21 protein-coding genes are annotated in these 24,400 nt (G+C 66.8%); 4 read left to right on the forward strand and 17 right to left on the reverse strand.

The annotated features are described in order from the left end of the window. Window positions 1–365: 365 nt before the first annotated feature. From BSP_RS11640 to BSP_RS16640, 3 genes are all read right to left on the reverse strand, one after another. On the reverse strand, window positions 366–3,284 hold the full coding sequence (locus BSP_RS11640) for a TonB-dependent receptor (RefSeq protein WP_194166963.1): 2,919 nt from the start codon (window positions 3,282–3,284) through the stop codon (window positions 366–368). Between the two features lie 83 nt (window positions 3,285–3,367). Next, a complete protein-coding gene (locus tag BSP_RS11645; RefSeq protein ID WP_152950434.1) occupies window positions 3,368–4,345 on the reverse strand; it encodes a FecR domain-containing protein in 978 nt (325 codons plus the stop codon). Between the two features lie 13 nt (window positions 4,346–4,358). Further along, entirely contained in the window at window positions 4,359–4,853 is a 495-nt protein-coding gene (locus tag BSP_RS16640) for an RNA polymerase sigma factor (protein WP_227976111.1), read from the reverse strand. A gap of 94 nt (window positions 4,854–4,947) precedes the next feature. On the opposite strand from BSP_RS16640, the gene BSP_RS11655 reads away from it, so the two are divergent. The 3 genes from BSP_RS11655 (at window position 4,948) to BSP_RS11665 (ending at window position 6,308) form a co-directional block, all read left to right on the forward strand. Beyond that, window positions 4,948–5,154 (forward strand): helix-turn-helix domain-containing protein, encoded by a 207-nt coding sequence (locus BSP_RS11655; protein WP_152950436.1) that lies wholly within the window; start codon window positions 4,948–4,950, stop codon window positions 5,152–5,154. A gap of 93 nt (window positions 5,155–5,247) precedes the next feature. Next, window positions 5,248–5,451, forward strand: coding sequence for a helix-turn-helix domain-containing protein (locus BSP_RS11660; protein ID WP_152950437.1), 204 nt, complete (start codon window positions 5,248–5,250; stop codon window positions 5,449–5,451). Window positions 5,452–5,507: 56 nt separating this feature from the next. After that, entirely contained in the window at window positions 5,508–6,308 is an 801-nt protein-coding gene (locus BSP_RS11665) for a hypothetical protein (protein ID WP_152950438.1), read from the forward strand. 95 nt (window positions 6,309–6,403) lie between these two features. On the opposite strand, the gene BSP_RS11670 is transcribed toward BSP_RS11665, so the two are convergent. The 8 genes from BSP_RS11670 to BSP_RS11705 all read right to left on the reverse strand — a co-directional run bounded on the left by BSP_RS11670 (window position 6,404) and on the right by BSP_RS11705 (window position 15,747). Beyond that, window positions 6,404–7,642 carry a DUF3363 domain-containing protein gene (locus BSP_RS11670; RefSeq protein ID WP_152950439.1) on the reverse strand — a complete coding sequence of 413 codons (1,239 nt, stop codon included), beginning with the start codon at window positions 7,640–7,642 and terminating at the stop codon, window positions 6,404–6,406. 316 nt (window positions 7,643–7,958) lie between these two features. Continuing rightward, complete coding sequence (locus tag BSP_RS11675; protein ID WP_227975945.1) at window positions 7,959–8,138, reverse strand: hypothetical protein; 180 nt, start codon at window positions 8,136–8,138, stop codon at window positions 7,959–7,961. Window positions 8,139–8,204: 66 nt separating this feature from the next. Next, entirely contained in the window at window positions 8,205–9,143 is a 939-nt protein-coding gene (locus BSP_RS11680; RefSeq protein WP_152950441.1) for a DUF2493 domain-containing protein, read from the reverse strand. A 343-nt stretch (window positions 9,144–9,486) separates the two neighbouring features. Beyond that, window positions 9,487–9,942: a GcrA family cell cycle regulator gene (locus BSP_RS11685; RefSeq protein ID WP_194166964.1), complete on the reverse strand. Its 456-nt coding sequence runs from the start codon at window positions 9,940–9,942 to the stop codon at window positions 9,487–9,489. Between the two features lie 136 nt (window positions 9,943–10,078). Next, window positions 10,079–10,492: a single-stranded DNA-binding protein gene (locus BSP_RS11690; protein ID WP_152950443.1), complete on the reverse strand. Its 414-nt coding sequence runs from the start codon at window positions 10,490–10,492 to the stop codon at window positions 10,079–10,081. A 33-nt stretch (window positions 10,493–10,525) separates the two neighbouring features. Next, window positions 10,526–10,879: a hypothetical protein gene (locus tag BSP_RS11695; RefSeq protein WP_152950444.1), complete on the reverse strand. Its 354-nt coding sequence runs from the start codon at window positions 10,877–10,879 to the stop codon at window positions 10,526–10,528. A gap of 119 nt (window positions 10,880–10,998) precedes the next feature. Beyond that, window positions 10,999–15,285: a bifunctional class I SAM-dependent methyltransferase/DEAD/DEAH box helicase gene (locus BSP_RS11700; RefSeq protein WP_152950445.1), complete on the reverse strand. Its 4,287-nt coding sequence runs from the start codon at window positions 15,283–15,285 to the stop codon at window positions 10,999–11,001. A gap of 156 nt (window positions 15,286–15,441) precedes the next feature. Beyond that, on the reverse strand, window positions 15,442–15,747 hold the full coding sequence (locus tag BSP_RS11705; protein ID WP_152950446.1) for a hypothetical protein: 306 nt from the start codon (window positions 15,745–15,747) through the stop codon (window positions 15,442–15,444). An 82-nt stretch (window positions 15,748–15,829) separates the two neighbouring features. Between BSP_RS11705 and BSP_RS16645 the strand changes: the two genes are divergently transcribed. Continuing rightward, window positions 15,830–16,162: a MerR family DNA-binding protein gene (locus tag BSP_RS16645; RefSeq protein ID WP_227976112.1), complete on the forward strand. Its 333-nt coding sequence runs from the start codon at window positions 15,830–15,832 to the stop codon at window positions 16,160–16,162. On the opposite strand, the gene BSP_RS11715 is transcribed toward BSP_RS16645, so the two are convergent. From BSP_RS11715 to BSP_RS11740, 6 genes are all read right to left on the reverse strand, one after another. Continuing rightward, on the reverse strand, window positions 16,131–18,929 hold the full coding sequence (locus BSP_RS11715) for a TrlF family AAA-like ATPase (protein ID WP_152950447.1): 2,799 nt from the start codon (window positions 18,927–18,929) through the stop codon (window positions 16,131–16,133). The genes BSP_RS16645 and BSP_RS11715 overlap by 32 nt on opposite strands. A gap of 67 nt (window positions 18,930–18,996) precedes the next feature. Then, complete coding sequence (locus tag BSP_RS11720) at window positions 18,997–19,782, reverse strand: hypothetical protein (protein WP_152950448.1); 786 nt, start codon at window positions 19,780–19,782, stop codon at window positions 18,997–18,999. 34 nt (window positions 19,783–19,816) lie between these two features. Then, window positions 19,817–20,941, reverse strand: a complete 1,125-nt coding sequence (locus tag BSP_RS11725) for an acyltransferase (protein WP_152950449.1) — start codon at window positions 20,939–20,941, stop codon at window positions 19,817–19,819. Next, window positions 20,941–21,246, reverse strand: coding sequence for a hypothetical protein (locus tag BSP_RS11730; protein ID WP_152950450.1), 306 nt, complete (start codon window positions 21,244–21,246; stop codon window positions 20,941–20,943). The genes BSP_RS11725 and BSP_RS11730 overlap by 1 nt, the downstream gene beginning before the upstream one ends. A 115-nt stretch (window positions 21,247–21,361) precedes the next feature. After that, window positions 21,362–21,799: a DUF305 domain-containing protein gene (locus BSP_RS11735; RefSeq protein ID WP_152950451.1), complete on the reverse strand. Its 438-nt coding sequence runs from the start codon at window positions 21,797–21,799 to the stop codon at window positions 21,362–21,364. A 30-nt stretch (window positions 21,800–21,829) separates the two neighbouring features. Further along, entirely contained in the window at window positions 21,830–24,391 is a 2,562-nt protein-coding gene (locus BSP_RS11740; RefSeq protein WP_152950452.1) for a heavy metal translocating P-type ATPase, read from the reverse strand. Between the last annotated feature and the right edge of the window lie 9 nt (window positions 24,392–24,400).

The raw sequence follows: 24,400 nt of genomic DNA on the forward strand, positions 1-24,400 counted from the left end.
AGCAGGCGACCGCCGTCGGGAGACCAGGCCACACGCTGAAGACCTAGTCCCTCGTCCGGCAACAGCCTCTCGGGCGGTCGATCAGGCGCGGAAAGATCGACCAGCCAGAGGTCCATGATCGTCCACGGCGCGCGGGCGGCGAAGTCGAACCGGACCGCGCTGTCGTAGGCTCCACGCTTCTCGTAGACGGCCCAGCGGCGGTCTGGAGAGAATTCGGCGCGCCCGAAGGCCTCAAGCTCCACGATGTCATCGACGCTGACGGCTCTTCCAACCTCTCGTTCCTGGGCGAAGGCCGGGCCTGGACCACAGATGAGCGTGATCACCACCGCCAGAAGGCGGGCGCATTTCCGGATCATCATCGTCGCTCACCAGCGACGGGTCAGTTGAATCGAGAAGACCCGGCCCATGAGGCTGGCCTCGCCGGGGTCGAAGCCATAGCCGGTCGGCCCATCGTAGAACGGCGGATTCTCGTCAAAGAGATTTTCAACCCCGAGCGTCAGCCGCAGGCCGGGCAGCGCCGCCGGTGCCCAGTTCACCTGTGCATTGATCGTGTTCCAAGCCTCGATACCGGTCCCTAGCCGATCCTCATAGGCGTCGGTATGCAGCCAACGAAGCCCCACATCGACGTCGTCGCGTGACCAGACGAGCCCCCACTGGCCACGGAACTCTGCCGGAAAGCCGATCAGCCCCGCGACATCGCGAACCGGAGCGGTCGGAGTCGATTGCGTTTCATAGCCGAGGATGTAGGACGCCGACGCATCAAGGGTCAGCCGACCACCGAGCGCCGCCCATCCATGGCGGGCGGACAGGTCCACGCCGCGAACGCGCACCGCCCCCGTATTGACCCAACGCGAGTCCACGATCGCGGCGTAGGTGTTGGCCGGATAGAGGGTGGAAAAGCCTGGCAGACCAGCATAGCTCTCGATGAGCGCCAGATCCGCCGGGTTCGTCGCGGGGCTGATCAGCCGGACGAAGCTCGCCAGCGCCGGGTCGGTGAGGGCCGCAAACGCATTCTCATTGACGGGTCTCGCGATCCGGTCCGTGAACTGGGTATCGAAGAAATTGACGCTCAACAGCGAACCGGATTGAGACCGATAGTCCACCCCGACCGTGAAGGTCTCGGAGGATTCCGGTTGAAGGTCGGGATTTCCGCCGGACAGGAACAGGGTCAGGGCGCGAGAGCCGTCGGCCCGGGTCAGGAAGGTCGGAGAGACGCCGCCCTGGTCGAAGATCTGCGGCAGAGCGCCGGCGCGGAACGAGGTCCCCCAGGACGCGCGCACCCCCAGTCCCTCCAGGGGCGACCAGGTCAGGCCGATCTTCGGATTGGTCGTCGAACCGAAGTCGCTGTACTCTTCGTACCGTCCCGCGAGCGACAGTTCGAGCGACCGGAGGCCGGGTCGGGCGTTGTCCGGACCAATGACGGGAATGCGCGCCTCGGCGAAGACCGCGGCGATCGACCGCTCGCGCTTCGGCGTCGCCATCCGGACGGGAGTCGCGGCGGACAGGGACAGAAGGCCTTGCGTTTCGAAGCTCTCGTCCCGGACCTGGGCGCCAAGCGCGATGTCGAGGTCGCCGCCCGCGAGCTGGAGCACGGGTCCTTGGACCAGCAAATTGGCCGAGGTCGCCCGGCTGCGGTTATGGACCTCACTGTATCCGCTGCCGACGAAGTCGAGGACGGCCCGGCTGTTCACCCCCCCGTCACCAAACAGATTGTAATAGCCGTCAACGGCCGGGCTATAGGGCGTCGCGGGATCATCTGGAATGTTGCCGAGGGCCTCGGCGAGAAAGCGGCTGTTCACCCGGTTGGCCGCGCCGAAATCGGCGCGTTCCTCTGCCCCGCTGACGTAGGCCTCAAGGGTCCAGTCCGCCGTCAGGTCGTAGCGGCCGCCTACGGTTACGCCCACGCTTTCGGATTCTGAGTAGGTGCGGGCGGGCCCGAGATCCTGCAGAAACGAATAGGCGATGGTGTGTGTCGCCGCGCCGGTCGGTGAAATGAAGAACGGATTGGTCCGTCCCACCGTGAACACGCCGGCGTTGGCGGCTGTGGCCAGATCGTTGCTGCGATGATTGTATCGAACGTCGGCGGTCAGCTCCAGGCGGTCGCCGAGGCTCTGGCTCAGCCGGCCGTAGACGCTGTGTCGCTCGACCTCCGGCAGGACATCGACGCCGAGATTGCTGGATTGAAGATTGGTCGCGCCCGCGACGAAATCCTCGGGCCGCTGGGCTGTGCCGCTTGCATCGGGGCGGATCGCGAACCGGGTGACATAGGCCGAAATCGCTGGATCGAAAGCGACGATGTTACCCGGACCGCTGTAGAAGCTCCGCCGGTCGGACCCGCCAAACGGCCGTAAATCGCCGTCAGCGGTATACGATCGGTCGTAAGAGCTCAGGGCGTTGGACGATTGATACTCGTAGGATAGATAGGCCGAGCCCGACGACCAGCTGGTTCCGGCCAGGTGAGACGCGATGATGTCCTCGGCGCCCCCTTTGGCGGCGGATGCCCGCACCCGGGTTTCCTGGCCGTCAAACGAACGTCGCATGATTACATTGACCACGCCGGCGATAGCGTCCGCGCCATACAGCGCGGAGGCGCCATCAAGCAGGACGTCGACCCGCTCCACCGCCGCCGACGGCAAGGCGGACACGTCCGCGAATTCCGCGCGCGAGCCCGTCCCGGCCAGCCGCCGTCCGTTGACGAGGACGAGCGTGGAGGCCGGACCGAGGCCGCGGAGGTTTACCCCAGTCGCATAGACGTTGTTCGACGCGCCCAGATCGGTGTTGAGGGTCTGCACAACCGGCGTCGCCGAACCGGCGTAGTTTTGCGGCAGGCTTGTCAGGGCTTGCGCGACGGTTCCGTGTCCGCTGCGTTCGAGTGCGTCGCGATCCAGCCGTATCACCGGCGAAGCCAGGTCGCCGGAGCCCCGCAAGAGCGTGCCGGTGACGACGATTTCGTCCAGTTCGACTGCTTCCAGCTCCTCGATCCGCCGAAGCGCGAACACGCCCGGGCGGCTCTGCGTCCAGCCCAAGCCGGTGTTCTGCAACAGGCGGTCGAGCGCCACCGATGGCTCCATCCGACCGGTGACGCCCGGCGATCGCACGTCCTCGACCAAATCCGAGGTGAAGAATATCTGCTGATTTGACTGGGTGGCGAACGCCGTCAGCGCGCTTCGCATCGAGCCCGCAGGAATGTTGAAGTCTCGCGCCGTCTGGGCGCACGCCGTCGTGCTGACGGCGACGATCGAGGCGACGGCGGCGACGCCGTACATCAGGCTCAAACGACTCATGGGTTGCATTTCCCTTCGGCGCCCCCGCGGCGTCAAAGGAGAAGACCAATGAGACCCCGGGTGACCCCGGAGCCGTATCCGGATTAATTTCTTCGCCTGGACAGGCTGATCGATCCGTCCGCCTCCGGAACGGCCGCCAGGCCCAGAACATCGGAGGACGCCGCGATGAAGGCGTCCCGGTCGCCGGTCCGGAAGACGCCGTTGACCGCGATGCTTCGGATCGCCGGATCGTCGATCTCGATCTTGTCGACCAGGTAACGGTTCACCTCGGCCACGGCCTCCTCAAGGGGGATGTCTTCCAAGATCAGACGGCCGTCCGTCCAGCTGGTGGCCACCGCCACGTCCACAGGCGCGGTCGTGATGCCACGCGCCGAAACCCGCGCCTGTTCTCCGGCCGCCATGCGGCGTGGCGGGGACCCCGCGTCCGCTGCCGCGACTTCGACCACGCCCGACACCAGGGTGACCCTGACGGCCTTTCCCGCGCGGCGGACGTCGAAGACGGTGCCGACCGCTTTGACCTCCGTCCCGCCGGCCAGCACCAGGAACGGCCGACCGGCGTCCGACGCGACGTCGAACAACGCCTGACCCTGCTCCAGCTCAATCCGTCGTTCGTCGCCGGAAAAGCGCACCCGGATACGGGAGTCGGTGTCTAAGCTGACGCTCGATCCATCCGCGAGGGTGACGACACGACGCTCGCCAATCCCTGTTGAGTAAGACCCCCGGGCGCTCCACCAGAAGGAGCCGCCGATCACCAGGGCGACCGCCGTCGCGACAGCGACCGCGCCCATGATGAACGGGCGGCGGTCGCGGGTCGCCTCCCTCCCCTTCCCCCGGCCTCGCGCCGCGGCGAGCGCGCCGGCGACCTCGGGATCGCGGTCAAGGCCCTGGCTCTCGCGCCAGACCCGCTCGACCCGCCGATAGGCGTCAGCGTTCCCGGGTCTTGATCGCCATTCGAAGAACTCCTCGATCGTCCTGGTCGCTACCGAGGTCGTGCCGAGCCGGGCGTGCCAGTCGGCCGCCTCCTTCTCCGCCTTCTCAACCCGCACTGTCGGGTTGGTCATATCGCGCCTCATTCTAGCGCCGAAGCTGTGCGGCGCAGTGGGCCAAGGCCCGAGTCATGCGCCACTCCACCGTCTTGGGGGAGATCCCCAGTCTCTCACCGATCTGGGCGTTAGTCAGACCGTCGAGCCGCGACAACAGGAAGACATCACGGAGAGGCTCTGGCAAGGACAGTATGACCTCCTTCACCAGCAGTGCCTCGGCTTGCGTGGGTAGAGATACATCTGGACCGTTGGCACCAGCATGATCGAGGTATTCAGATTTCCTAGTCTGCCGCGCCCGCCGGTCAGCCGCCAAGTTTGCAGCGACCCGAAGTAGGAAGGCACGCGGGTAACGGATATCAGTCGCAGGCCAATAGCTGGACAAACGGAGCCAAGTCTCTTGGATCAGATCTTCTGCATCCTGAGCGCCGTAGCGTTTAACAAGCCGAGTTTTCAGCCAAGCCGAGTAGCGGCCATGCAGAGTCCGCAAATCAAACTTTTGATTTGGCAGCTCGTCAGTCTGAGACACCGCAAAGTCGACCTTCAGGAACAAATCATCGCGCGGCCCAAATTGACACGATTGGGGGACAGCGAAAAGTGCCGCTGCGGTCTCCCATCAGGGGATGGACGTTGTCGCTCACCTCGGAAAGCGCGTGCGGCACCTGCGAACCATCGCCGGAGTGTCCCAAGAGGAACTTGCGTTCCGGGCAGGGATGAAACGCAGCTATCTCAGTGATTTAGAGCGTGGAACACGGAATCCAACGATCAGAGCGCTCGGCAGAATAGCGGCAGCGCTCGACGTGCATCCTGTAGAGCTTCTCAAGGACTAAGGACTGATCCAGCCCAACGAAAGATGGGATGGTAGACAAAAATGACACGATTGGTGGGCGGCGCTAAGGCTGTGTCGCTGGCAAATAGCGGGGATGGACGTCGTCATCCTCTTTGGGAAGAACGTGCGTGCGTTGCGCGACGAAGCGGGTTTATCGCAGGAAGAACTGGCATTCCGTGCTGGTATGAAGCGGACCTATCTAAGCGATCTAGAACGCGGCACGAGAAATCCGACAGTCAGAGCACTAGGCCGGCTAGCGGCTGCCCTCGGCGTTTCTCCAGCTCGCTTGCTTCAGTGAATAGCGCCATGGCAACTTTCCTTCCGTAGTTGAAGGTAGGGAAGGCCGATCGGGCCGTGACAGCAGTTCCGCTTTGCGTCCCTTTTGCCCGTCGGGTCGAGGCGAAGGCGGCCGGCGCGGTCTGGCAGGTCCAGGAGCGGTACTGGGCCTGCGATTCTTCGCTGCTCAGGACGGACGCCTACTCCCGTCTCAAACCCTTTGTGCCCCGGATGTACCGTCCGGACCTCGAAGGTCCGGCCCTTAGACCCTGGCTCATACCCAGCCCGCTTTGGGGCAAGAATCTGAGGGCGATATTATCGACCGAGGAGTGGGATCGGGTTCGACGTCATGCCTATGAAGAATCTGGCAGACGCTGTCGCGCTTGCGGCGGTCGCGGGCCGCGATGGCCGGTCGAGGCCGATGAAGGCTTTGCCTATGACGACGAGGGTCTGACCCACACCCTGATGGGCGTGATCGGCCTCTGCCCCACCTGCCACGAGGTGCGTCATTGGGGAAAGACGGTCATGAAAGGCCGCGAACAGGCCGCGCTCGATCAGTTGATGCGGGTCAACGGCTGGTCAGTCGAAACGGCAGCGGCCGCCGTCGACGAGGCTTTTGAGCGCTGGTCCTGGCGATCGGAGCAAACCTGGACATCGGACTACTCCTGGGTGACCCGCACCCACGGCATCGCCATTCCGGCGAACGCCGATGCCCGGGCCAATGCAGCAAATCTCCAGATCATTGGGGAGGCGCCCATAAGTCACACCACCTGGCCGATCGCTACGGATGAAATGACCGCGCATGATCACGTTCGATCATCTGTCTTCACCCCCATGCGCCGACTGGGAAAGTTTATCGGAGGGCTGTTCCACCGCTAATGTGGGGTCTTTAACTTGCTTACCGCTTGAACCCATGAGTCCCACGATCTGCCATCGGCCGAATGATGGTGGCTGGCCCAATGGAGTGAAACGGGTCATCGACCGAGTTCGGCGCCCCGCCCCGACGTGATCCGAGCCAAGCCGCCAACCATCGGCTCCAGCGCGACTCTGTTCCCGGTCCTGGCGGCCTCTCCGGCCCTGATCCGCGCATAATGTTCGACTCCGTCTGCGTCCCTCACCACAACGAACGGCGCCGTGCCCGCCTCGTCGTGAGACCCAGTCTTCACCACCACACCTCGCACCCGCTGCTTTCCTAACGGGCGCACGTCCCTGACTCCCTCGAGACGCCTCTGGTTCAAGATCCGAATGACATCCTTCCGCACCTGCAACGTCCGAAGTTTCGTTTCCATCTCCCCGTCAAGCCGGTAGCGCCGCCCCGCCCGAACGGCGAGCCCAAGCCCCTCGAGATGGCGCAGCCTACCGCGCGTGAGCGCTGTCCAGGCGTCGGTCCCCCCGACGCCGTCATCGACCAGACCATCGGGGCCCATTGCTCCCAGCAGTCGCCGGTCGAAGCCGGTGAACCGATCCGCCGTGGTCTCTCGCCAGATCCGCTTCTCGGCCTCCACCCGGGAGAGATCGCCCAGCCGTTCCTGCGCGACCTCCTGGGCCCGCGCTCGGAACCCGTAGCCCATGTAGTCGCGCGGAATGACCAGATCGCGCCCGTCCGCCCGTCGCCCGCGCAACAGAACATGGGCGTGCGGCTGGTCGGTGTCGTAATGGCAGGTCGCGTTCCAAGTCAGTCCGGGTTCGCCGAGATCGGCGGACACCCGCCCCATGACATCGCGCACATAGGATTTCAGATCAATTATCCGGTCTCCGTGCTCGGGCGAGACAATGAAGCGAAAATGGTGCCGGTCCTCGCTCCACGCCTTCGTGCCGGCGGTCACCTCCGCGCCCTCTCCTTCGCGGTCGAAGAAGACCGGCTTGTTTCCCTCGATCCCGGCGCCGGCGCGTCCCAGGTAGGCGACATGCGCGGCGAGGGCCGCCGCCCGGTCGGCGCCCTTGCCCGTGTGACGGGAGACCATGGCCTTGACGATAACCCGCTGACGGACATCTAGGCGAAAGGCGCGCCCCGAACGGTTCTGGGCTGCGCGCAGCACCCCCGTTCGATCTCCGAGTGCGAACATTCGGGAGCTGGCCAGACGCTTCATCATCCCAGTGCGGACGGGGTCGCGCTCGACCTTCAGGCGCAGGGGAAGCCGGACATTGACCTCCTGTAGCTCCTCGTCGCCACCCGTCGACAACCGGGTCTCCATGGCCTCGTGAATGAGCATGACGATCGCTCCAATCCGGTCGCCCACATGCCGACGGCCGACAACTCATTACAAGTCATCCGGTCCGAAGATGACGGCTCCCAAGAGGCTGAAAATATAAGGGAAACGAGACCCGGCCAACACGCCCTTTTATCTTGCCCTAAGCCGCTTTGGACGGATTTTCAGACATGGTCGTCACTCCTGCGCAAAGGTCCGCAAACCTCAGCAACAACGGCGGCTGAGAAACGGCCGTAAAGCGTACAGGCTCGAAAGGTGGCAGTCGCAGACCGGGTGACAAACAAGAACCCGCCCGGCCGAAGCCGAGCGGGTCCGTGGCTCAGGCGTCAGGGCCGTCCGGTTCGTCGGCCCAGAAGGCAGGGTCGCAGGGATCCGATCTGCGGATGCAGTCGTCGAACCAGAGGTCCGCATCGGACAGCATCCCAGCCAACTCTCGTTGCTCAGCCACCCATTCAGGATCGTCCTGTTCGTCAAGGTCGTCTTCGAAGTCGGGGGTCATCACAGTCTCCAGAAAAGAACCCGCCCGGCCGAAGCCGAGCGGGTCGTTGATTTCAATCTCGAACAATCAGGCTGCGCGCGCCTTGATGGGCATATGCCGCATCCCGTTCTCCATCGCCTTCTGGCCGAGGTTGAGCGCCGGACCGAACGGTCGCTGCTCTCCCCGCGCCCGGTCGACCGACTGGACCAGGGTCAGGCAGATTTCTGGTTCGAGCGCGATCAGCTGGTCGTTCGCCCGGAAGGGAGCAGCCTTCCCGTGCGCATCAAAATCCGCGCGGGCGAGGATGAGCTTCACGCCCTTCTGCTGCGCCCATCTGATCGCCAGCTTCTCGGACCCCTTCGCCCCGGTCGTCGCCAGGGCCATGTCCGGCCACTCCTGCTTCGCCCAGTTGAGCGCGTCGAAGATCCGGCCCGCGTCCTCCTGGGTGTCGGCCGTCGGAGCGCCCCTGAAGGCGACGATCGGACCACCCGGATCCTGCTCGCCGGCCCGGCGGTTGCGGACCGCCCGGATCGCCTGTTTGGCTTCCAGCTGGGCGGCTGTCAGGAAGGTGCCCCGCCGGCTGCCGCGCCACGCCGTCCAGACCTCGCCGGTCGCGATCGTCCAGGTGTCCGAGGCCGCGTCCCGGATAAGCTCGGCGGCCTGCGTCGCCGCATCCCCGGCCCGGGCCGTCGCCGTCGCCTCCTGGAGTTCGACATCGGCCGCCTCCGATCCGTCGAAGTCCCGCTGCAGCGAGCGCATCGTATCGCGGGCGCGATCGGCGTCGCGCTCGATCCGTCCGGCCGCCGAATGGAAGGCGCCGATGAGCGCCTCGCCGAGAATGGTCTGGAAGTCCTCCAGCGCGGTGTCGGAGATCACGTCCACCAGCTCGGTCATGAGCGCGCGCCCGAGCTGGACCAGGGCGTCCTCGGTCGGATGCGGGCGTGGATCGCGGAGCGAGGCGGACAGGTCGTCGAAGGCGGAGTCGGACTTCGACGAAGCGAAGAAGGCGGTGCTGTGGAGGGTCATGGGTTCATTCCTTGAGATGAAGAATGTCGAGCGCCCCAAGCGCAACGACCCCGGTTTTGGCCACGGCGGGGTCCCCGGCAGTCACCGGAGCGGACCGCCCTTCGCGGGCCGCGGAGGGGAACGGCGCAGCCGTTGACTTCCGGGGTGGCGTGACAAAATCGGAGGGCGTTGTGTGGGGGCAAGTCCTCGCCCACTTGGGCGAGGACACAACTCGGCGCCGTCGCGCCGATGCGGACGAGGACACGGCGCAGTCCTTCGCCTGCGGCCGACCGGGTCGGCCGCGCCCACCCGGCGACGCGGCGGCCGCTCAGCGCCTTGGCGCCGATCGCCGCGACCGGGATTGTCAGACGCCGGCCAGGCGGGCCAACTGCTCGAACGTCTGAGGCGCGCCCCGATAGGCGATGGCCGCGTGATCGCTGCAGAAGGCGCCGCGGCTGACGGGACAACCGCAGAGGCTGAAGCCAGGCTGTAGGGGATCGCCGAGCGGCCAGCGGCATTCTCTACGCCGCACCGTCAGGACGGTGCGGCGTCCGACGGTCGTCGAAACGGTCGACGCGTGAGGGACCTCCGAGCGAGCGCCGCCCATCGGCCGGGCTCTCTCTGATGCGGCCGGGCGGGGACGGTTCTCCCCCACCGCCGGCTCCGGCCGCAGCGCGGAGAGCCCCAGGCGATGCACCTTGCCGAGCACGGCGCTGCGGCTGATGCCGGCGCCCAGATCGCGTGAGATGGACTCGGCGCTGCGGCCGTCGCGCCAGAGGCTCTTGAGGCGCGTGATGCGATCTTCGGTCCAGACGGTCATGGGAGGTTCCTCCTCAACGAGCCCCATCGGCCCGCCCGCCTCCGCCCTTCCTCCATCCTTCCGCGCGGCCCGACGCGAAAAGGCCCGGAGCGCGAAGCGCCCCGGGCCTTGATCGCCTCTGCCCGTCCTCGTCCGGTCAGAACGGGATGTCGTCGTTCAGGTCGTAGCCGCCGGCGGCATCGACGCCCTCGGCCACGCCGGACGGCGCATTCGCCCGCTCCCTCCGGTTCTTCAGCCGGATGTCGCCGACGATGAGGCGCAGGTCGTAATGTTCGACCCCGTCCTTGCCGGTCCAGGTGTCGTTCTCGACATGGCCCTGGATGACGACCCGACTGCCCTTCTTCGCATAGGGCTCGATGTAGTTCTCGGCCGTGCCCTCGTTGAAGCAGATGCAGTTGAACCCGGTCGTGCGCTCGCCCGGCTCGCCGTTGGCGCGGCGGAAGCGGGTGGTCTCCAGGACGCGAAAGCTCGCGCGCTTCTTGCCCGAGCCCTGGGCCGACAGAATCGAGGGGTCGGCGGCCAGATAGCCTTCGATGGTCAGGGTCTGCATAATTCAGTCTCCTTGGATTTCGAGTTGTGGGGATCAGACGGCGGCGCGGTCGTCGGCCGCGTCGCTCTGGCGGTCCTCGGCCCAGTCGAGGACGGTCAGGCGGTTCACCACCAGCTCCTTGGCGGTGCGCTCCTGGCCGTCCCTGGCGGCGTAGGCGGTGTCGATGAAGGCGCCGACGACAAGGGCTTCGCAGCCCTGGGCGAGCCCCCGGGCGATGACCTTCTCGTTCAGCCCCCTGGACCAGCTGACGCAGTTGACGCCGACCAGCCGGGGCTTGCCGGCGTTGTCGGTTCCGCGCTGCTCGAGCAGGCGGAAAACCGCCTTGCCGAAGTCCTCGCTGATCTGGGGGTCGGCCGCGAGGCGACCCGTGAACACCATGGTCTGCATGTCAGTCTCCTTGATATCCGAGGCTGACGGGGAGCCGATCTCCCCGATCCCGCCTCAACCCGAGACCTCCCTTCCTCCGATCCTTCCTGGCGGACGGGCCTTCGCCCGTCCGCGCCCGTTCAGGCCGCCACGCCGTCGAGGACCGACTGCACCGGGTGTCGGCGCAGCACCGCCTCCACCACGTCCGGACGGTCGACCGGCGCGAAGACCCGCGGCGCATAGGCGATGATCTCGACGAAACACCCGAGGGCCACCAGGGCGTCGCGGTCCGTTCGCCCGCCGACGATCTCCAGCCGCCACCTGTCCATCACCCTGGAACGCTTGAGCCAGAACCCGCCCGAAAGGGCGAGCTGGACATTGCGGTCGAGCACCATGGCGGCGGTTCGCCCGCCGTCGGCCCAGGCGTCGCCGACCTCGGTCAGGCCGAGCGCGGTCTTCAGACTGGCGGCCTGGACCGGGTCGAGAACCCGGCCGAGCCATCGCCGTCCGTCCGGGGCGCGCACGCGGCGCACCGAACACCCCCTGGCCGGCAACCGTCCCCAGATCGGCAACAGCAGGCCCGTGGCCAGGGTCAGCTGGCGCGTCCGCCAGGGATCCGTCCGCGCGACCTCCTCGTCCCAGATCGCGCGCCAGCCGCCCTCGTCCGTCTCCATCCAGGCCGACTCCTCGAACGCCTTCTCCGGCATCACCTGGCGCTGGTCCGGACGCAACAGGCGCACGGCCGACACGAGCCGGTCGTCATCCGTCGTCGTCGTCAGGCCCAGCTCGGCGAGGGCGGCGCGTCTCGATCGCTCGTTGACCACCAGGCGAAACGCAGCATCGCGCGCGCCTTCCAAGGCGGCCTGCGAGGTGACGATTTCGCGCCGGACCTTGAGCGAGAAGGTCACCAGCGCCGTTTCCGCGCCGGTCGAGACATCGGTCCGGATGGTCTCGGCCTCGATCACCTCCAGCTCCTCCGCCTCGATGTCTTCGAGGCCCCGGTCCAGCTCGCCCGACGCGGCGGCGCGTTCGAGGATCCCGCCGAGAATGCGGTCGTAGTCCGCGAACAGGGCGTTCTGATCGGCGATGCGCAGGGCCAGCAATCGATTCAGGAAGGTGTGGATCGGCGGCAGGTCGTCCGAGGGCTTGAGGGCCCCGTCGGCGTCGCGCAGTCTGAGGCCGGTCCTGGTCTCGAAATCCTCCAGGCTCATGGACGACAGTTCGCCGAAGCCGAGCGCGCCGTAGAAGACCAGCAAGGCGCGTCGCGCCCAGGGGCTCTCGAGATTGTCCTCGGCGCGGAAAAGGCCCGCGCCCGCCGTACGGCGCTCTCCGCGCGTCAGCGCGCCCAGGGAGTCCAGCCGGCGCGCGATGGTCGAGGTGAAGCGCTTCTCGCCGTGGATGTCGGTGGTCACGGGCCGGAACAGCGGCGGGCAGGCCTGATGGGTCCTGTGGCTCCGCCCGAGTCCCTGTATGGCCGTATCCGCGCGCCAGCCGGGCTCGACCAGATAATGGCTGCGCCTCTGCTTGTTGGGCGACGACAGGTCGGCGTGATAGCTGCGTCCGGTGCCGCCCGCGTCCGAGAAGATCAGGATGCGCTTGCGGCCGGACATGAAGGCGTCGGTCTCCGACCGCGCCGCCGAGGCGCCGCGCCGCTCGACCACCCGCCGACCGTCGCGCAGAACCACCCGGCGCGATCGGCCGGTGATCTCGGCGACCGCGTCCGCGCCGAAGGTCTCCAGCAGGGCGTCCAGCACGCCGGGGACAGCGGGCAGCAGGGCCATCCGCTCAATCAGGTCTTCGCGCCGCCGCAGCGCCTCCTGGCTGACGGCCGGTCGTCCGTCGATCATGATCGGAACCAGGGTGACGGCGCCGTCCTCGCCCTCGACGGCCTCCATCAGATTCACCGGGAAGGCCTCGCGCAGATAATTGAGGACGTATTCGCGCGGGGTCAGGTCGACGGAGAGGTTGTTCCACTCCTCCGGCGGGATGGAAGCCAGGCGGCGTTCCATCACGGCCTCGTTCGTCGAGACGATCTGAACGACGGCCGACCGGCCTTCAGCGAGATCGGTGCGGATCGAGGCGGCCAGGGTCGGCGCCTTCAGCCCCGCCAGCAGATGGCCGAAGAAGCGGAGCTTGGCGCCCTCGAAGGCGGAATGGACCGCGGACGCCGCGAGGCCGCTCTTCGCCCTGCCCTCCTCGTCGTTGACGCCTGTCGCCTTGAGCGCCTCGGCCAGGTTGGCGTGGATCAGCTGGAAGGCGTCGGCCCAGGCGTCCCAGATGCGGATGTCGTCCTCGGTCAGGGCGTGGAAGAGCGGCTCATACTCGACGCCCTCGAACGACAGGGACCGCGCGACATAGAGGCCGAGCGCCTTGAGCTCGCGCGCCACAAGCTCCATGGCGGCGACTCCGCCCTTGTCCATGGCATCGAGGAAGTCATCGCGGGTGACGAACGGCGCCTCCGGTCCGCCCCACAGCCCGAGCCGCGAGGCGTAGGCGAGATTCTCCGCCGTCGTGGCGCCGGTCGCCGAGACATAGAGCACGCGCGCCTTCGGCAAGCGGTTCTGCAGGGCCAGACCCGCCATCCCCTGAAGGGAGGCCTTCCTGGCTCCCCGCGCGCCCTTTCCGCCGCCGGCCGCGTTGGCCATGGCGTGGGCCTCGTCGAAGGCGATGACGCCGTCGAAGTCCTCGCCCAGCCAGGCGACGATCTGATCCAGTCGCGAAGCCTTCTCGCCTCGGGCCGGCTGGCGCAAGGTCGCGTAGGTGGTGAACAGGATGCCCCGGTCCAGCCGGATGCCTTCGCCGAGCTTCCAGCTGCTCAGGGGCAGGATGTCATGGGCGCCGCCGCCGATCGCGCCCCAGTCACGACGCGCGTCCTCCAACAGGGCGTCGTTCTTGGACAGCCACAACGCCTTGACCCGTCCCTGGGCCATGTTGTCGGCGATGACGGCGGCGATCTCCCGGCCCTTGCCGCAACCGGTCCCGTCGCCGAGGAAGAAACCCCGACGCAGCTGAAAACCGCCCTCGACGTCCTCGCCCGACAAGGAGAGTTGGTGCGCGGCCTCGCCCGGCCGCCACCAGGCCGGCAACATCCCGGCATGGGCCTCGCCGGCGTAGATCACGGTTTCGGTCTGGGCGTCGGAGATCCGTCCCTCGTCCCGCACAGCGGGCGGCAGGACCGGCCGATAGGTCGGAGCCGGCGGGAAGACGGACGCCATCGGCCCGGATTCCACCAGTGGCGAAGGATGCGGCCGGGCCTCCGACAGACCGATCCGGGCCAGCTGATGGGCCTGATAGAGACCGACATCCCGGCCCTCGCCCGCCCAGGGCCGACACTGGTAGGCGACCGGCGCCGCCCCGGTCAGAAATCCCAGCCGGCCGGACGGCAACGCCAGCGAGCGGTTGCGGCTGGTCAGGAAGGCGCTCGCCGCCACCTCCAGCCGGGCGCGCGGTTTGACGCCCGCGCGCCCCGTCACGGCGGCCGCCAGCGCGGCGCAAGCGGCGAGGTCCTCGCCGCCCGTCAGCGGCGGCGGGGGTCCGTCCGGCTCCGTCCTGTCGACGACGAGGAGGCCGGTATCGACGGTCGTGCCATGTCTGGCGAAGGCGCGTGACGGAAAGGCGATCCGGGCGCGGATCCGGCCTTTCGACCCCAGCCGCGCCAGCAGGGCGTCGTCGCCCAGGGCGGTCAACGGCACGATGGCGGCCATGCGTCCGCCGTCGGCAAGGGCGGCGAAGGCGGCGACCAGGTGAGCTTCAAGTTCGGAGAAGGGCGGATTGCAGACCGCGACATCGAAGCGCCCGGCGTCCGGCAGAACATCCTGAACGTGACGGCCGTCGTGACGGGACCGCGTCGCCGTCGGGAACAGGCCATCGAGCAGATCGGCCCGACCGGCGCCGATCTCATTGAGGGTCAGTTCGCCGCCGCAGGCTTCCGCGACTACAGCGATCAGACCAGTGCCGGCCGACGGCTCCAGCACCCGGTCGCCGGGCCGCACCTGAGCAGAAAGAACGGCGAGCGCGGCCAGCTCCGGCGGGGTGGAGAACTGGTCCAGCGCGACCTGCTCCTCGCTGCGGCGGCTGTGGGTCAGACCCAGGCCGCTCACGCTCGCCAGCAGGGCGGCGATCTCGGCGGGGGCGTCCTCGAGCCGGCCCACCTGCGGTGCAAGCCGGCGAAGCTGCAACACCGTCGCCGCCTCGATCGCCTCATAGGCGTCCCGCCAGGACCAGACGCCCTCCGCGTCCGAGCCGCCGAAGCCGGTGGTCATGACGTTGGAGACCAGCTTGCGGTCCAGGGGTCGCGATCGCGCGAGATGCGTGGACAGGGCGCGGGCGACAGCGAGGACATTCGCGGCCCGGTCGCCGGCGGCGGGCGCGTCGAACAGAGACAGGGAGGTTGAGGACGGAGTGGCGGAGCGTGGAGATGCCGGCATGACGAAAGGTCCGATCGCGCGGAGCGGCGGGCTCATCCCTCCAGTCCTCCAGGCGCGTTCTCGACCGCCCTTCCTCCGCCTTTCGCCGGGCGGGGCCTCACGCGGAAAGCCCGCCCCGGCGAGGAGCCGGGGCGGGCTTTCTCAACGACCGCCGCGCTAGGCCGCGTCTGTCAGCGCCGCGCGGCCCGCGGGCGTCACCTCGAAGGCGCCGGCGCCGTCGTCCTGCCCGGACGGAGTTGGCAAGTCCGCGTCCTCACCGGAACCTTCGGCTTCCATCGCCTCGGAGACTTCCGGCTCGGGCGGAGCCGTCCAGGACAGGCTCGTAGGCGCCCAGCCCTTCTCCGCCGCCTTCTCCTCGACCCAGGGAACGAGGTCTGTTTTCCTGAAGCTGGCGGCGCGGATATCGGCGTCACCCATCTGCTCCAGCATGCTTAGAAGCAGCGGCTTGGAATGCGACTTCAAGTCACACACGCCAGCATCAAACCACTGATACTTCTTAAGAATCTACCACAATCCAGCTGACTGTGTAAGCATTTGTGTAAGGCTGCAGCCTCCGCAGGAGCTCAGCCGGCTCCCGTTCATTCGCCGATGCCGCGACCTGAGCTTTTCCGTACCGGACCTGCGCGCGCTGATTTCGGTGATGGACGCCGCGGACTCGAACTGCCTGGCGGCCCGAACGCTCGCACGCACGCGTCTGGACACCGTTCAGGCCCGCAAGGCGGAACTGGAGGCGAGCGGACGCTGCAGTCGATCCTGTCCAGTTGTTCGGACGCCCGCAGCGACGGGCCGCCAGCGTATTACTCCCTGCTCAGCGACCTCAACGGCGCCGCCTCCGTCTGAGACGCCTAGAATCCGTACTTCTCGCGCCTCAAGGTGAAGGCCGCCTCCCCGCCTTCCATGATCCGCTTGATGGCCGCGCGGGCATCCTCGACATCGATCGCGCCGACGCCCTGTATTGTGCCTCTTGACTGATCTCCTGTCGTCCTGTGATCGAACCAGGTCACCAGTTCGGCATCGCCGTTGACGACGAGATTGGCATTATGGCTGGCGAACACGACCTGTCGGATCTGCTTGGCGGTCCAGAGCTGGTTGACCACCTCGAGCATGACCGGGTTGTCCAGATCCTCCTCCGGCTGGTCGATCAGCAAGGGCGGCCCCGCCTGATTTAGCAAGGTTTTCAGCAACGCCGTCGCCTGCTGGCCCGCCGAGGCGTTGCGGAAGGGGATGTATTCGTCCTGCCTGGCGCGGAACTCGTAGATCGGAACGGAAACGATCGGCGTCAGGGACAGGTTGAGCCAGGACTCCGGCTGCAGCGTGTCGGCGATCCGGTCGAGGTCGTTGGCCGTCAGGCCGAACCGGGTCAACAGCGGCGCCGCAGGGCGCGCATCGCCCTGGACCTGCTCTGAACGGTAGTCCGCCAACCGCTCGAGTTCGGCGAGCGCGCCGCTCCATGCCGCTTCCTTGTCCTCGGCGCCGGTGATCGCCGCGCCCAAGGCCTCGATCTTCCCTCCCTGAACGCGGGATCCGGACAACATCTGGCGCAGCGACGATACGAAGTCGTCCGCATTGGCATATCGACTGACGTGGACCCGGATAAGGCCGCCGGCGCGGTCGGTCAAAGCCGCACATTCCCGATCAATCAACCCGTCCCGCTCCGCCTGGGCGGCCAGCCAGGCCTCCCGCGCCTCGGCGTAGCGTTCCTCAGCCGTGCCGAGCGTGGCGACCGTTTCGCGCATTCGCGTCGCGTCGGCGTCCAGATCGCTCAGTCGACTTTCCAGCGACGCCAGTTGGGCGACCTTTTCGCCGTGCGACGACGAGCGGCCCAGCGCCTCTGCATAGCGGGCCTGAAATCCCGCTTGCGCATTATCCCAGACGTTCCATGCAGAATCGGCGCCTTCACCGGTGCGAATGGCGGAGGCTGCCCGGGCAAGCCCGTCGAGCGCCGTCACGGCATCGTCCAGCATGCGCGCGTAGTCCGCCCGCGCCGCCGCCAGGGCGTCCTTCTGCGCGGCGGGTGTCTCCGGCGCGGGCTCCAGGCTGGACTTCTGTGTCGCAGCGATGCGGCGCAGGTCGGACGCTCGTTCCGCGAGCGTTCCGGCGCCCGCCCGCCAGCTCTCGATCACCCTGCCGGCGGACTTGTACGGTTGCTCGTCAGCAAGGATGGCGCGGTCTGCATCGCTCAGCCCCGCCAGAGAGCTCCGGACCGCCTCGGCCTGGATCGCGAGCGATCGCCGCTCCACATCCCGACTGGCGACCTGCCGGGACAGGTCCCGATACCGCTGGCGGGTCGCGTAGAGCTCCCGGACATGGATCGCCTTGTCGGCGGCCAGACGCGCCAGCCGATCCAGCTCGGCCTTGATCGGCGCGGTGATAAACCGGGTCAGTTCCTCGACCCGCACGCTGACGTCGCTAAGCTGTTTCTGGCTATAGGCCTGGATCGGCAGCAGCGCCCGCACCTCATCCTCTGTGCAGGGGGCGAAGGCTCCGCTGTCGATCTTCAACTGAACCGCGCCATCCAGCGCCGATCGTCGGACGACATGGGATACGCCATTGAGGACATAGGTGACCTCGACGCTGGCGCCATGCGCCTTCAGGGTCGCATCGATCAATCGACGCCGGCGCCCCTGGTAGTTCGGGGTCTCATCCTCGTCGCCGGGCGGCGGCTGATCGCACAGCGCCCAGCGGATGTACTCAAGCACCGTGGACTTGCCGGTGCCGCGCCCTCCGATCAGGGCGCTGTACTGCCGGTTCAGCGCCAGGTCGATCGGGCCGAGGAAAGCCGAGTTGGTCACCGAGACGGTCGCAACATACGTATCGGGGACGCGGGGCGCGTCCAGCGAGATGCGCGATTCCTGGGCAAGGCAGGCCTGACGCAGGGCTTCAGCCGTCGGGGTGGCCCATTTGATCCAGGTGGAGGGAAGCCCTAGCGTCTGGTGATCTGATCGTCTCGTATCCGAGGTCTGAATCACCGCGATCCGCTTGTGTCCCCACGCCTTGTCCTTGCCAGACAGGATATTGAGCGTGCCAGCCTTCAGCTTCGACATCTCGCCGTCGGTGTAGCCGCCAACCCAGGGCATCTCGGCATATTTGGCGTGTTGACCGGCGCGCAAGAGCGAATGCTGACCCTCGCCGGAGACATTGGGCAGCACCGTGTATCGACCGCGGAGCCAGCTGTGTTTGTCCAGCTCGTCCTTGAGCTGCTTCATGCTCTGGATGTGGGTGAGTTGGCTGACCATGTGGGTCTTCGCCTCTTCCGGCGGCGCCTGGTCGATCGTCAACGCCGTTAAAATCTGGCCGAAGAACTCGGCGGGAAAATCGGCATCGAGGATCAGGATCGCCTGACAGGGCACCCCCAGGGTCAGCTCCATCCCCGGAAACACCACGAGACGGTCGGCGGGCGCCAGAGGATCGCCGTCCGGCGCGGTCTCCTCAAGCGCCGCCGCCTGGATATAGGGCACAAAGGTCATGCAATGGTGGTCGGTCACGGCGATGGCCTGAAGGCCACGCGTCCGGCACGCCGTTACCAGGTCGCGGGCATAGGCGTTCCGCTCATCCTCGGTTGTCGCGTTCGGGCCGGTCCACCGCAGATCGCGCGGCGTATGCACCTGAAAATCGCTGCGATGGAAATGCGCGCCCTTGTCCATTCGTCTCGTCACGTGTTGCCAATACTACCTTCAGTTAACACGGCTCTCTGAAAACGGGAGCCGGATTTCAGGACGAAGGCGTGGATTCCCGGCGCGCGAGCCCGATGCCGGCGCGACCGCCCGGAATCATGTTCAGACCATAGGGATGCAGACTGGCCAGACTGTATTTGGCGACCAGATATTCCTCGGTTTCCAACGCGGCTTCCTCCGTCAGTCCGGTGCTGCAAAGCGAGGTCACGATGCCGGCCAGCCGCGGGCGCTCGTCCGGGCGACCCGAGAGTTCCGCAACGCGAGCATCGATCAGCTCATCGAGCGTCCTGGCCAGCAAACGCTTCGATTTGCGCGCTACGGCGGCTCGGGTGTGTTCGTGGAAACGCAGGCTCCAGCCCCGACGTGTGATCCCGTAGTAGAGCCAGGCCTCGCCGCGATCGGTCAGGAGGGTATGCAGGTAGACGGTGTAGGCCCCTTCAAGCGACGGGCTGCCCTTGAGCACCGCCCGCAGCGGAAGCTGGACCACCATAGGAACGTCAAGCGTGGGCGAATGCATGACCAGCGAGACCAGCGGCGCGCTTTCGGCCTCCCGGGCGGAGAGAACTAACGCCATATAGGTCGATTGTCCCGCCTGGTTCAGGGTTTCGGTGAGCCGGATGATCGTGCGTTTCTGACTGACGAACGGACCGGGACCGGCGGCGAGCCCGCCTGCCCGTACCCAATCGCACATCCGGTCAGGGAAGCCGTTGCGCGCATTGAGTCCCACCAGTGCGTGATCCAGAACACCAGCGCAGTTCTCAACATCGAAGGTCAGTCCCTGCATCAGGCTTCGCAGGGCGGAGACGTCGACGTATTTCAGCATTTCCGGCCTCCCGTCAGAGGCGACCTGAGCGTGGTCACGCGATCGGTCGGTCACTGCTCGCGCCCGGAATGATCACGGGACGCCGCGACGGATTGAGCCATGCCTGTGCAGGGCGGTCAAACCCGTAGCGGAAGACCGCCGCAGCCAAGAAGGCGGTGACCAGGCCAGCGGACCAGACACCCCAGCGTAGACCCAGGGGCCAGTTGGAGTGGCCCAATGCGTCAAAGACCCCAAACCAGACAATACGGCTCACCTCGTTGGTGAGGAACATGGCGAACGACATCAGGCCGAGGTGTTCAATCAGCCTCGACGGTCGCACGGTTGGCAAGGCGCCGGCCGCCCAGATCAGAACAGTCAGCAGGACCACCGTAACCAGAGCGAAGTGGCCGATCACCTGCGTCGCGACGAGACCTACCAAAGCGAGCAGACCGATGCGGCCGGCCCATACCGGCGTCGAATAGATGCGTGATCCAAAAAGAGCGGCGGCGACCCCAAGGAGGAACAGCGGAAGCGCTCGAATGAATCCGAACCTCAGAGGCAGGCGGTAGAGGGGCTCGCCGAGCCATGTCCGGCACGCCCAGTCTGCGGCAATCATCAACAAGCCGGCGCCGATCACCACGGTCCAAGGATCGAGCCGCCAGAGCAGGCGGCATATCCAGGGAAGTAGAAGGTAGCAGCCGAGAAGGGCGGATAGCGTCCAGGTCGGCGCGTTCCACCCCAGCCCGCCTGGAACGCCGTAGGCCTGAACCAGAAAGACCTGCGCCGGCAGCTGACCCCAATCGAACCACTGCGGATTGCTCGGGGCGATCCCGAAAAGCCCGGCGAGGGCGATCAACAGCGCCAGCGCGCCGACGACCACCAGATGAGAGGGCGCGACGCGAAGAAGGCGCTGGCGGACATAGGCGTGTAGCGGGATTGCGCGGGCCGCGAAGCCGTCGCCGTAGATCCGGGCAAGGACGTACCCGGAGTCGATGATGAAGAAATTTGTCAGGAGATAGCCCCGGTCGAACACCGGGTGGAACTGACCCAGAGGCGTCGGGGCCGCTTCGCGGAAGTGGTAAAGAATGATCAGCGCGCCGGCGACAAAGCGCAGGATATCGAGCCAACCACCCCGCGAAATCCTGACGGGCTGCGGTCGTGCGTGCTCCGATGCAATCATCAAGGCCGTGCCTGCCCGGCCGCTGTGGGGTGATCGTGATGACGCGGAGCGAACTGCAACTGATCTCGCGTCAGAACAAGAAGGCCGAACCCCAATAGGCATACAGCCGCCATGGCGGCGGTCATGACCCGACCAGCCTGCCCCTTCCGCCCGAGACGATAGGTCATGATCGCTAGGAGCGACATGAGAACGCCGAAGGACACGAACACAGGGATGCAGTAGGTCGCCGCCAGCGGTACGGCGAGACAGAAGACGATCGCGCCGGCGACGAGGCTCGCGCCAACCGCGATCAGTGTGTCCTGCACCGGCCGGAACGGCTCTGGCCTCCCGTATAGCTTGGACCGGCCGCGCCCCTTGTAGCGCCCTGGACGCCATCGAGGAGCCTTGCTCCGGATCGGGGATCGCTTGCCCCCCATGGCTTCAGCCCTGCGCGTCCGCCGGGCGAGCCGCGCGGTTGGCCAGCCACACCCGCATGCGGACGATTTCGGCTTCCTGGGTGCGAATGATCTCCTCCGCGAGGCCCTTGACCTCGGGGTCCGAACCTTGGTCGAGCGCAATCCTTGCCATGGCGACCGCCCCCTCGTGGTGGGCGATCATCCCGCGCACGAAGTCGACATCGGCGTCGCCGCTGTAGTCGATGTTCATAGCGGCGTGCATCCGCTCGTTCGCCTCCTTGTAGGATCGGGTGGCGGGATTATCCGAGGCAGCATCGCCGTGCCCGGCATGCTGGTCGATCGGGCGTGCATCGACTGCCGTCGGCTCCGGCGCCGGGCGACCCTGCCGCGAGAGCATCCCGAAGCCGAAGACCGAGATCAGGAGAAAGGCGGCGATGACGCCAACCCAGCCGAGACGTTTCATTGGACTATCCTTTGCTTTCCTGAAGGCGGGTCATTCGACGCCGCGCGGACCGCGCCATGCCAGAAGGCGAAGCGCGTTGAAGACGACCAGCAGGGTGGAACCCTCGTGGAGGGCGACGGCAGGTCCGATGCCGAGACCGAGGATCGTCGCCGGGACGAGGAACGCCACGACCCCGAGGCTGACGAACAGGTTCTGGCGGATGATGCGGCGGGTTTGACGGCTAAGACCCACGGTGAAGGGCAACTTCGACAAATCATCCGCCATCAAGGCGACGTCGGCGGTCTCCAGGGCGACGTCCGATCCCGCCGCACCCATCGCGACGCCGACCGTCGCGGTGGCCATCGCCGGAGCATCGTTGACGCCATCGCCGACCATGGCGACCTTGGTCTCCGCCCGAAGTTTCTTGATGGCGTCGACCTTGTCCTCCGGCATCAGGTCGCCCCACGCCTCGGTCAGCCCGACCTGACCGGCCACCGCCTGGGCCGCCTTCTGGTGGTCGCCTGAGATCATGATCATGCGGCGAATGCCGAGCGCGCGGAGCGCGGTAAGGGTCTCGCGCGCCTTGGCCCGAGGCGTGTCGAGAAGGCCGATGACCCCGAGATCCTTTGTCCCGCGGCGAACCACCATGAGCGTCCGTCCCTGGTTTCGAAGGGCCGCGACGGCGATCTCGGTGTCCGGCGCGAGCGGAGCGATGGCGTCCGAACCGAACATCTCCGGTTTGCCGATCCAAACATCCTGGTCGTCCAGGCGTGCAGTGACACCCTTGCCGGTCAGGCTGCGCAAATCCGTTGCGGTTCGAACGGGGGCGGCGACCAACCGCTGGCTTCCGTCGCGGACGATCGCTTCCGCCAAGGGGTGATCGCTGAGCCGTTCGACCGCGACAGCAATCTCCAAGAGCTCGCTCTCGGTCGTCTGGCCGAACGGAACGATGTCGGTTACCCGCGGCCGCCCCTCCGTCAGCGTCCCGGTCTTGTCAAACGCGATGGCGTCGAGCGCTCCCAGGTTTTCGAGAGGGGCGCCACCCTTGACGAGAACACCGGCGCGCGCCGCCCGGGCGACCCCGGACAACACCGCGCTCGGCGTGGCGATCGCGAGAGCGCACGGACTGGCGGCCACCAGCACAGCCATCGCCCGATAGAAGCTGTCGCGGAACGGCTCGTCGACGACGACCCATGCGAACAGGAGGACGAAGGCCAGACCGAGCACGAGGGGCACGAAGACGCGCTCGAAGCGATCGGTGAAGCGCTGGGTCGGCGACTTTTGGGTCTCGGCCTCGCTCACCATCCGAACGACCTTGGCCAAGGTGGTGTCGTTGGATCGACGCGTCGTTTCGATCTCGATGGCGCCGCCGCCGTTAATGGTGCCGGCGAAGACCACCGATGCCGCCGAGACATTTGCCGGCTTGGCGCGGGCCTCCTCGGGGTTCGCGACAGGCTGCTTGTCCACCGGAATGCTCTCCCCTGTCACGGGAGCCTGGTTCACACTGGATGTTCCCTTCACGACGAAGCCGTCGGCCGGGAGTCGCTCGTTGGGCCGAACGACGACCAGGTCGCCGACTTCCAGCTCTTCGACCGGAAGTTCGACGACGGCCTCTCCTCGCCGCACATGAGCGGTGCGCGGGGCCAAGGCGGCGAGAGCCTCGATCGCCTTCTTGGCGCGGCCCATCGCGAAGTGCTCGAGAGCGTGCCCGAGGCTAAACAGGAACAGCAGCAGCGCCCCTTCCGCCCAGGCTCCGAGCGCCGCGGCGCCGGCTGCGGCCACCAGCATCAGGGTGTCGATCTCGAAACGCTTGCGCCGCAGGTTCCCGACAGCCTCGCCGACCGTGAACCAGCCGCCCAAGGCATAGGCGATCAGGAAAAGGCCGAATGGCAGCCATCCCGGCACGCCCGGAATGAATTTCTCGATCAGCCAGCCAACCGTGAGCGCGACACCGCTGCCGACCGCGAAGATGAGCTCTGTGTTGGGTCCGAGGAAGCCGGGATGACCATGGTCGTGCCCGTCGCCTTCGGAATGACCGTGGTCATGGCCATCGCCATCGGAGTGACCATGGTCGTGACCGTCATCGGGCGTATGACTGGCCTCGTGATCGGATGGCGCTTTCGGCTGCTCTTCAAGGGTCTTCGTAGCGGTTGAAGCGGCGCCCTCCGTCGCCCGCACTAGCGCGAGGCCGTGGCTCGCAAGGCGCTCGACAAGCGTTTCACGGTTCGTGATCTGCCGGTCGAACTCAAGGCGCAGAGCGCCAGCCGGATCCAGCACTGCCTCGATCACGCCGGCTTCTTCGCCGAGCGCGGCCGCGAGCGTGCGGGCGTGGCGGGCGTGGCGGACACCCTCCACAAGCCCGACGAGATGCCCGAAACGCTCACTGACCTCGGCTCCGGCCTGACGCGCACGGCGACGGACCTGAGCCAGCGACAGTTGGTCGGGATCGTAGTGGATGCAAAGCTCTGGGCCTCCCTCGCCTTCGGCGACATGCGCCTCGGAGACGCCGGGTTCGGCCCGCAACAGCGCGATCAGCCGTCCAACGCAGCCGTCCTGCACATCGGGCGCATGAGGCAGGAGGACGGGAATGTTGAGGCGGAGGGTCTTGGGCATGATCGGGCT

Source organism: Brevundimonas sp. Bb-A, assembly GCF_009394735.1.
Classification (GTDB): domain Bacteria; phylum Pseudomonadota; class Alphaproteobacteria; order Caulobacterales; family Caulobacteraceae; genus Brevundimonas; species Brevundimonas aurantiaca.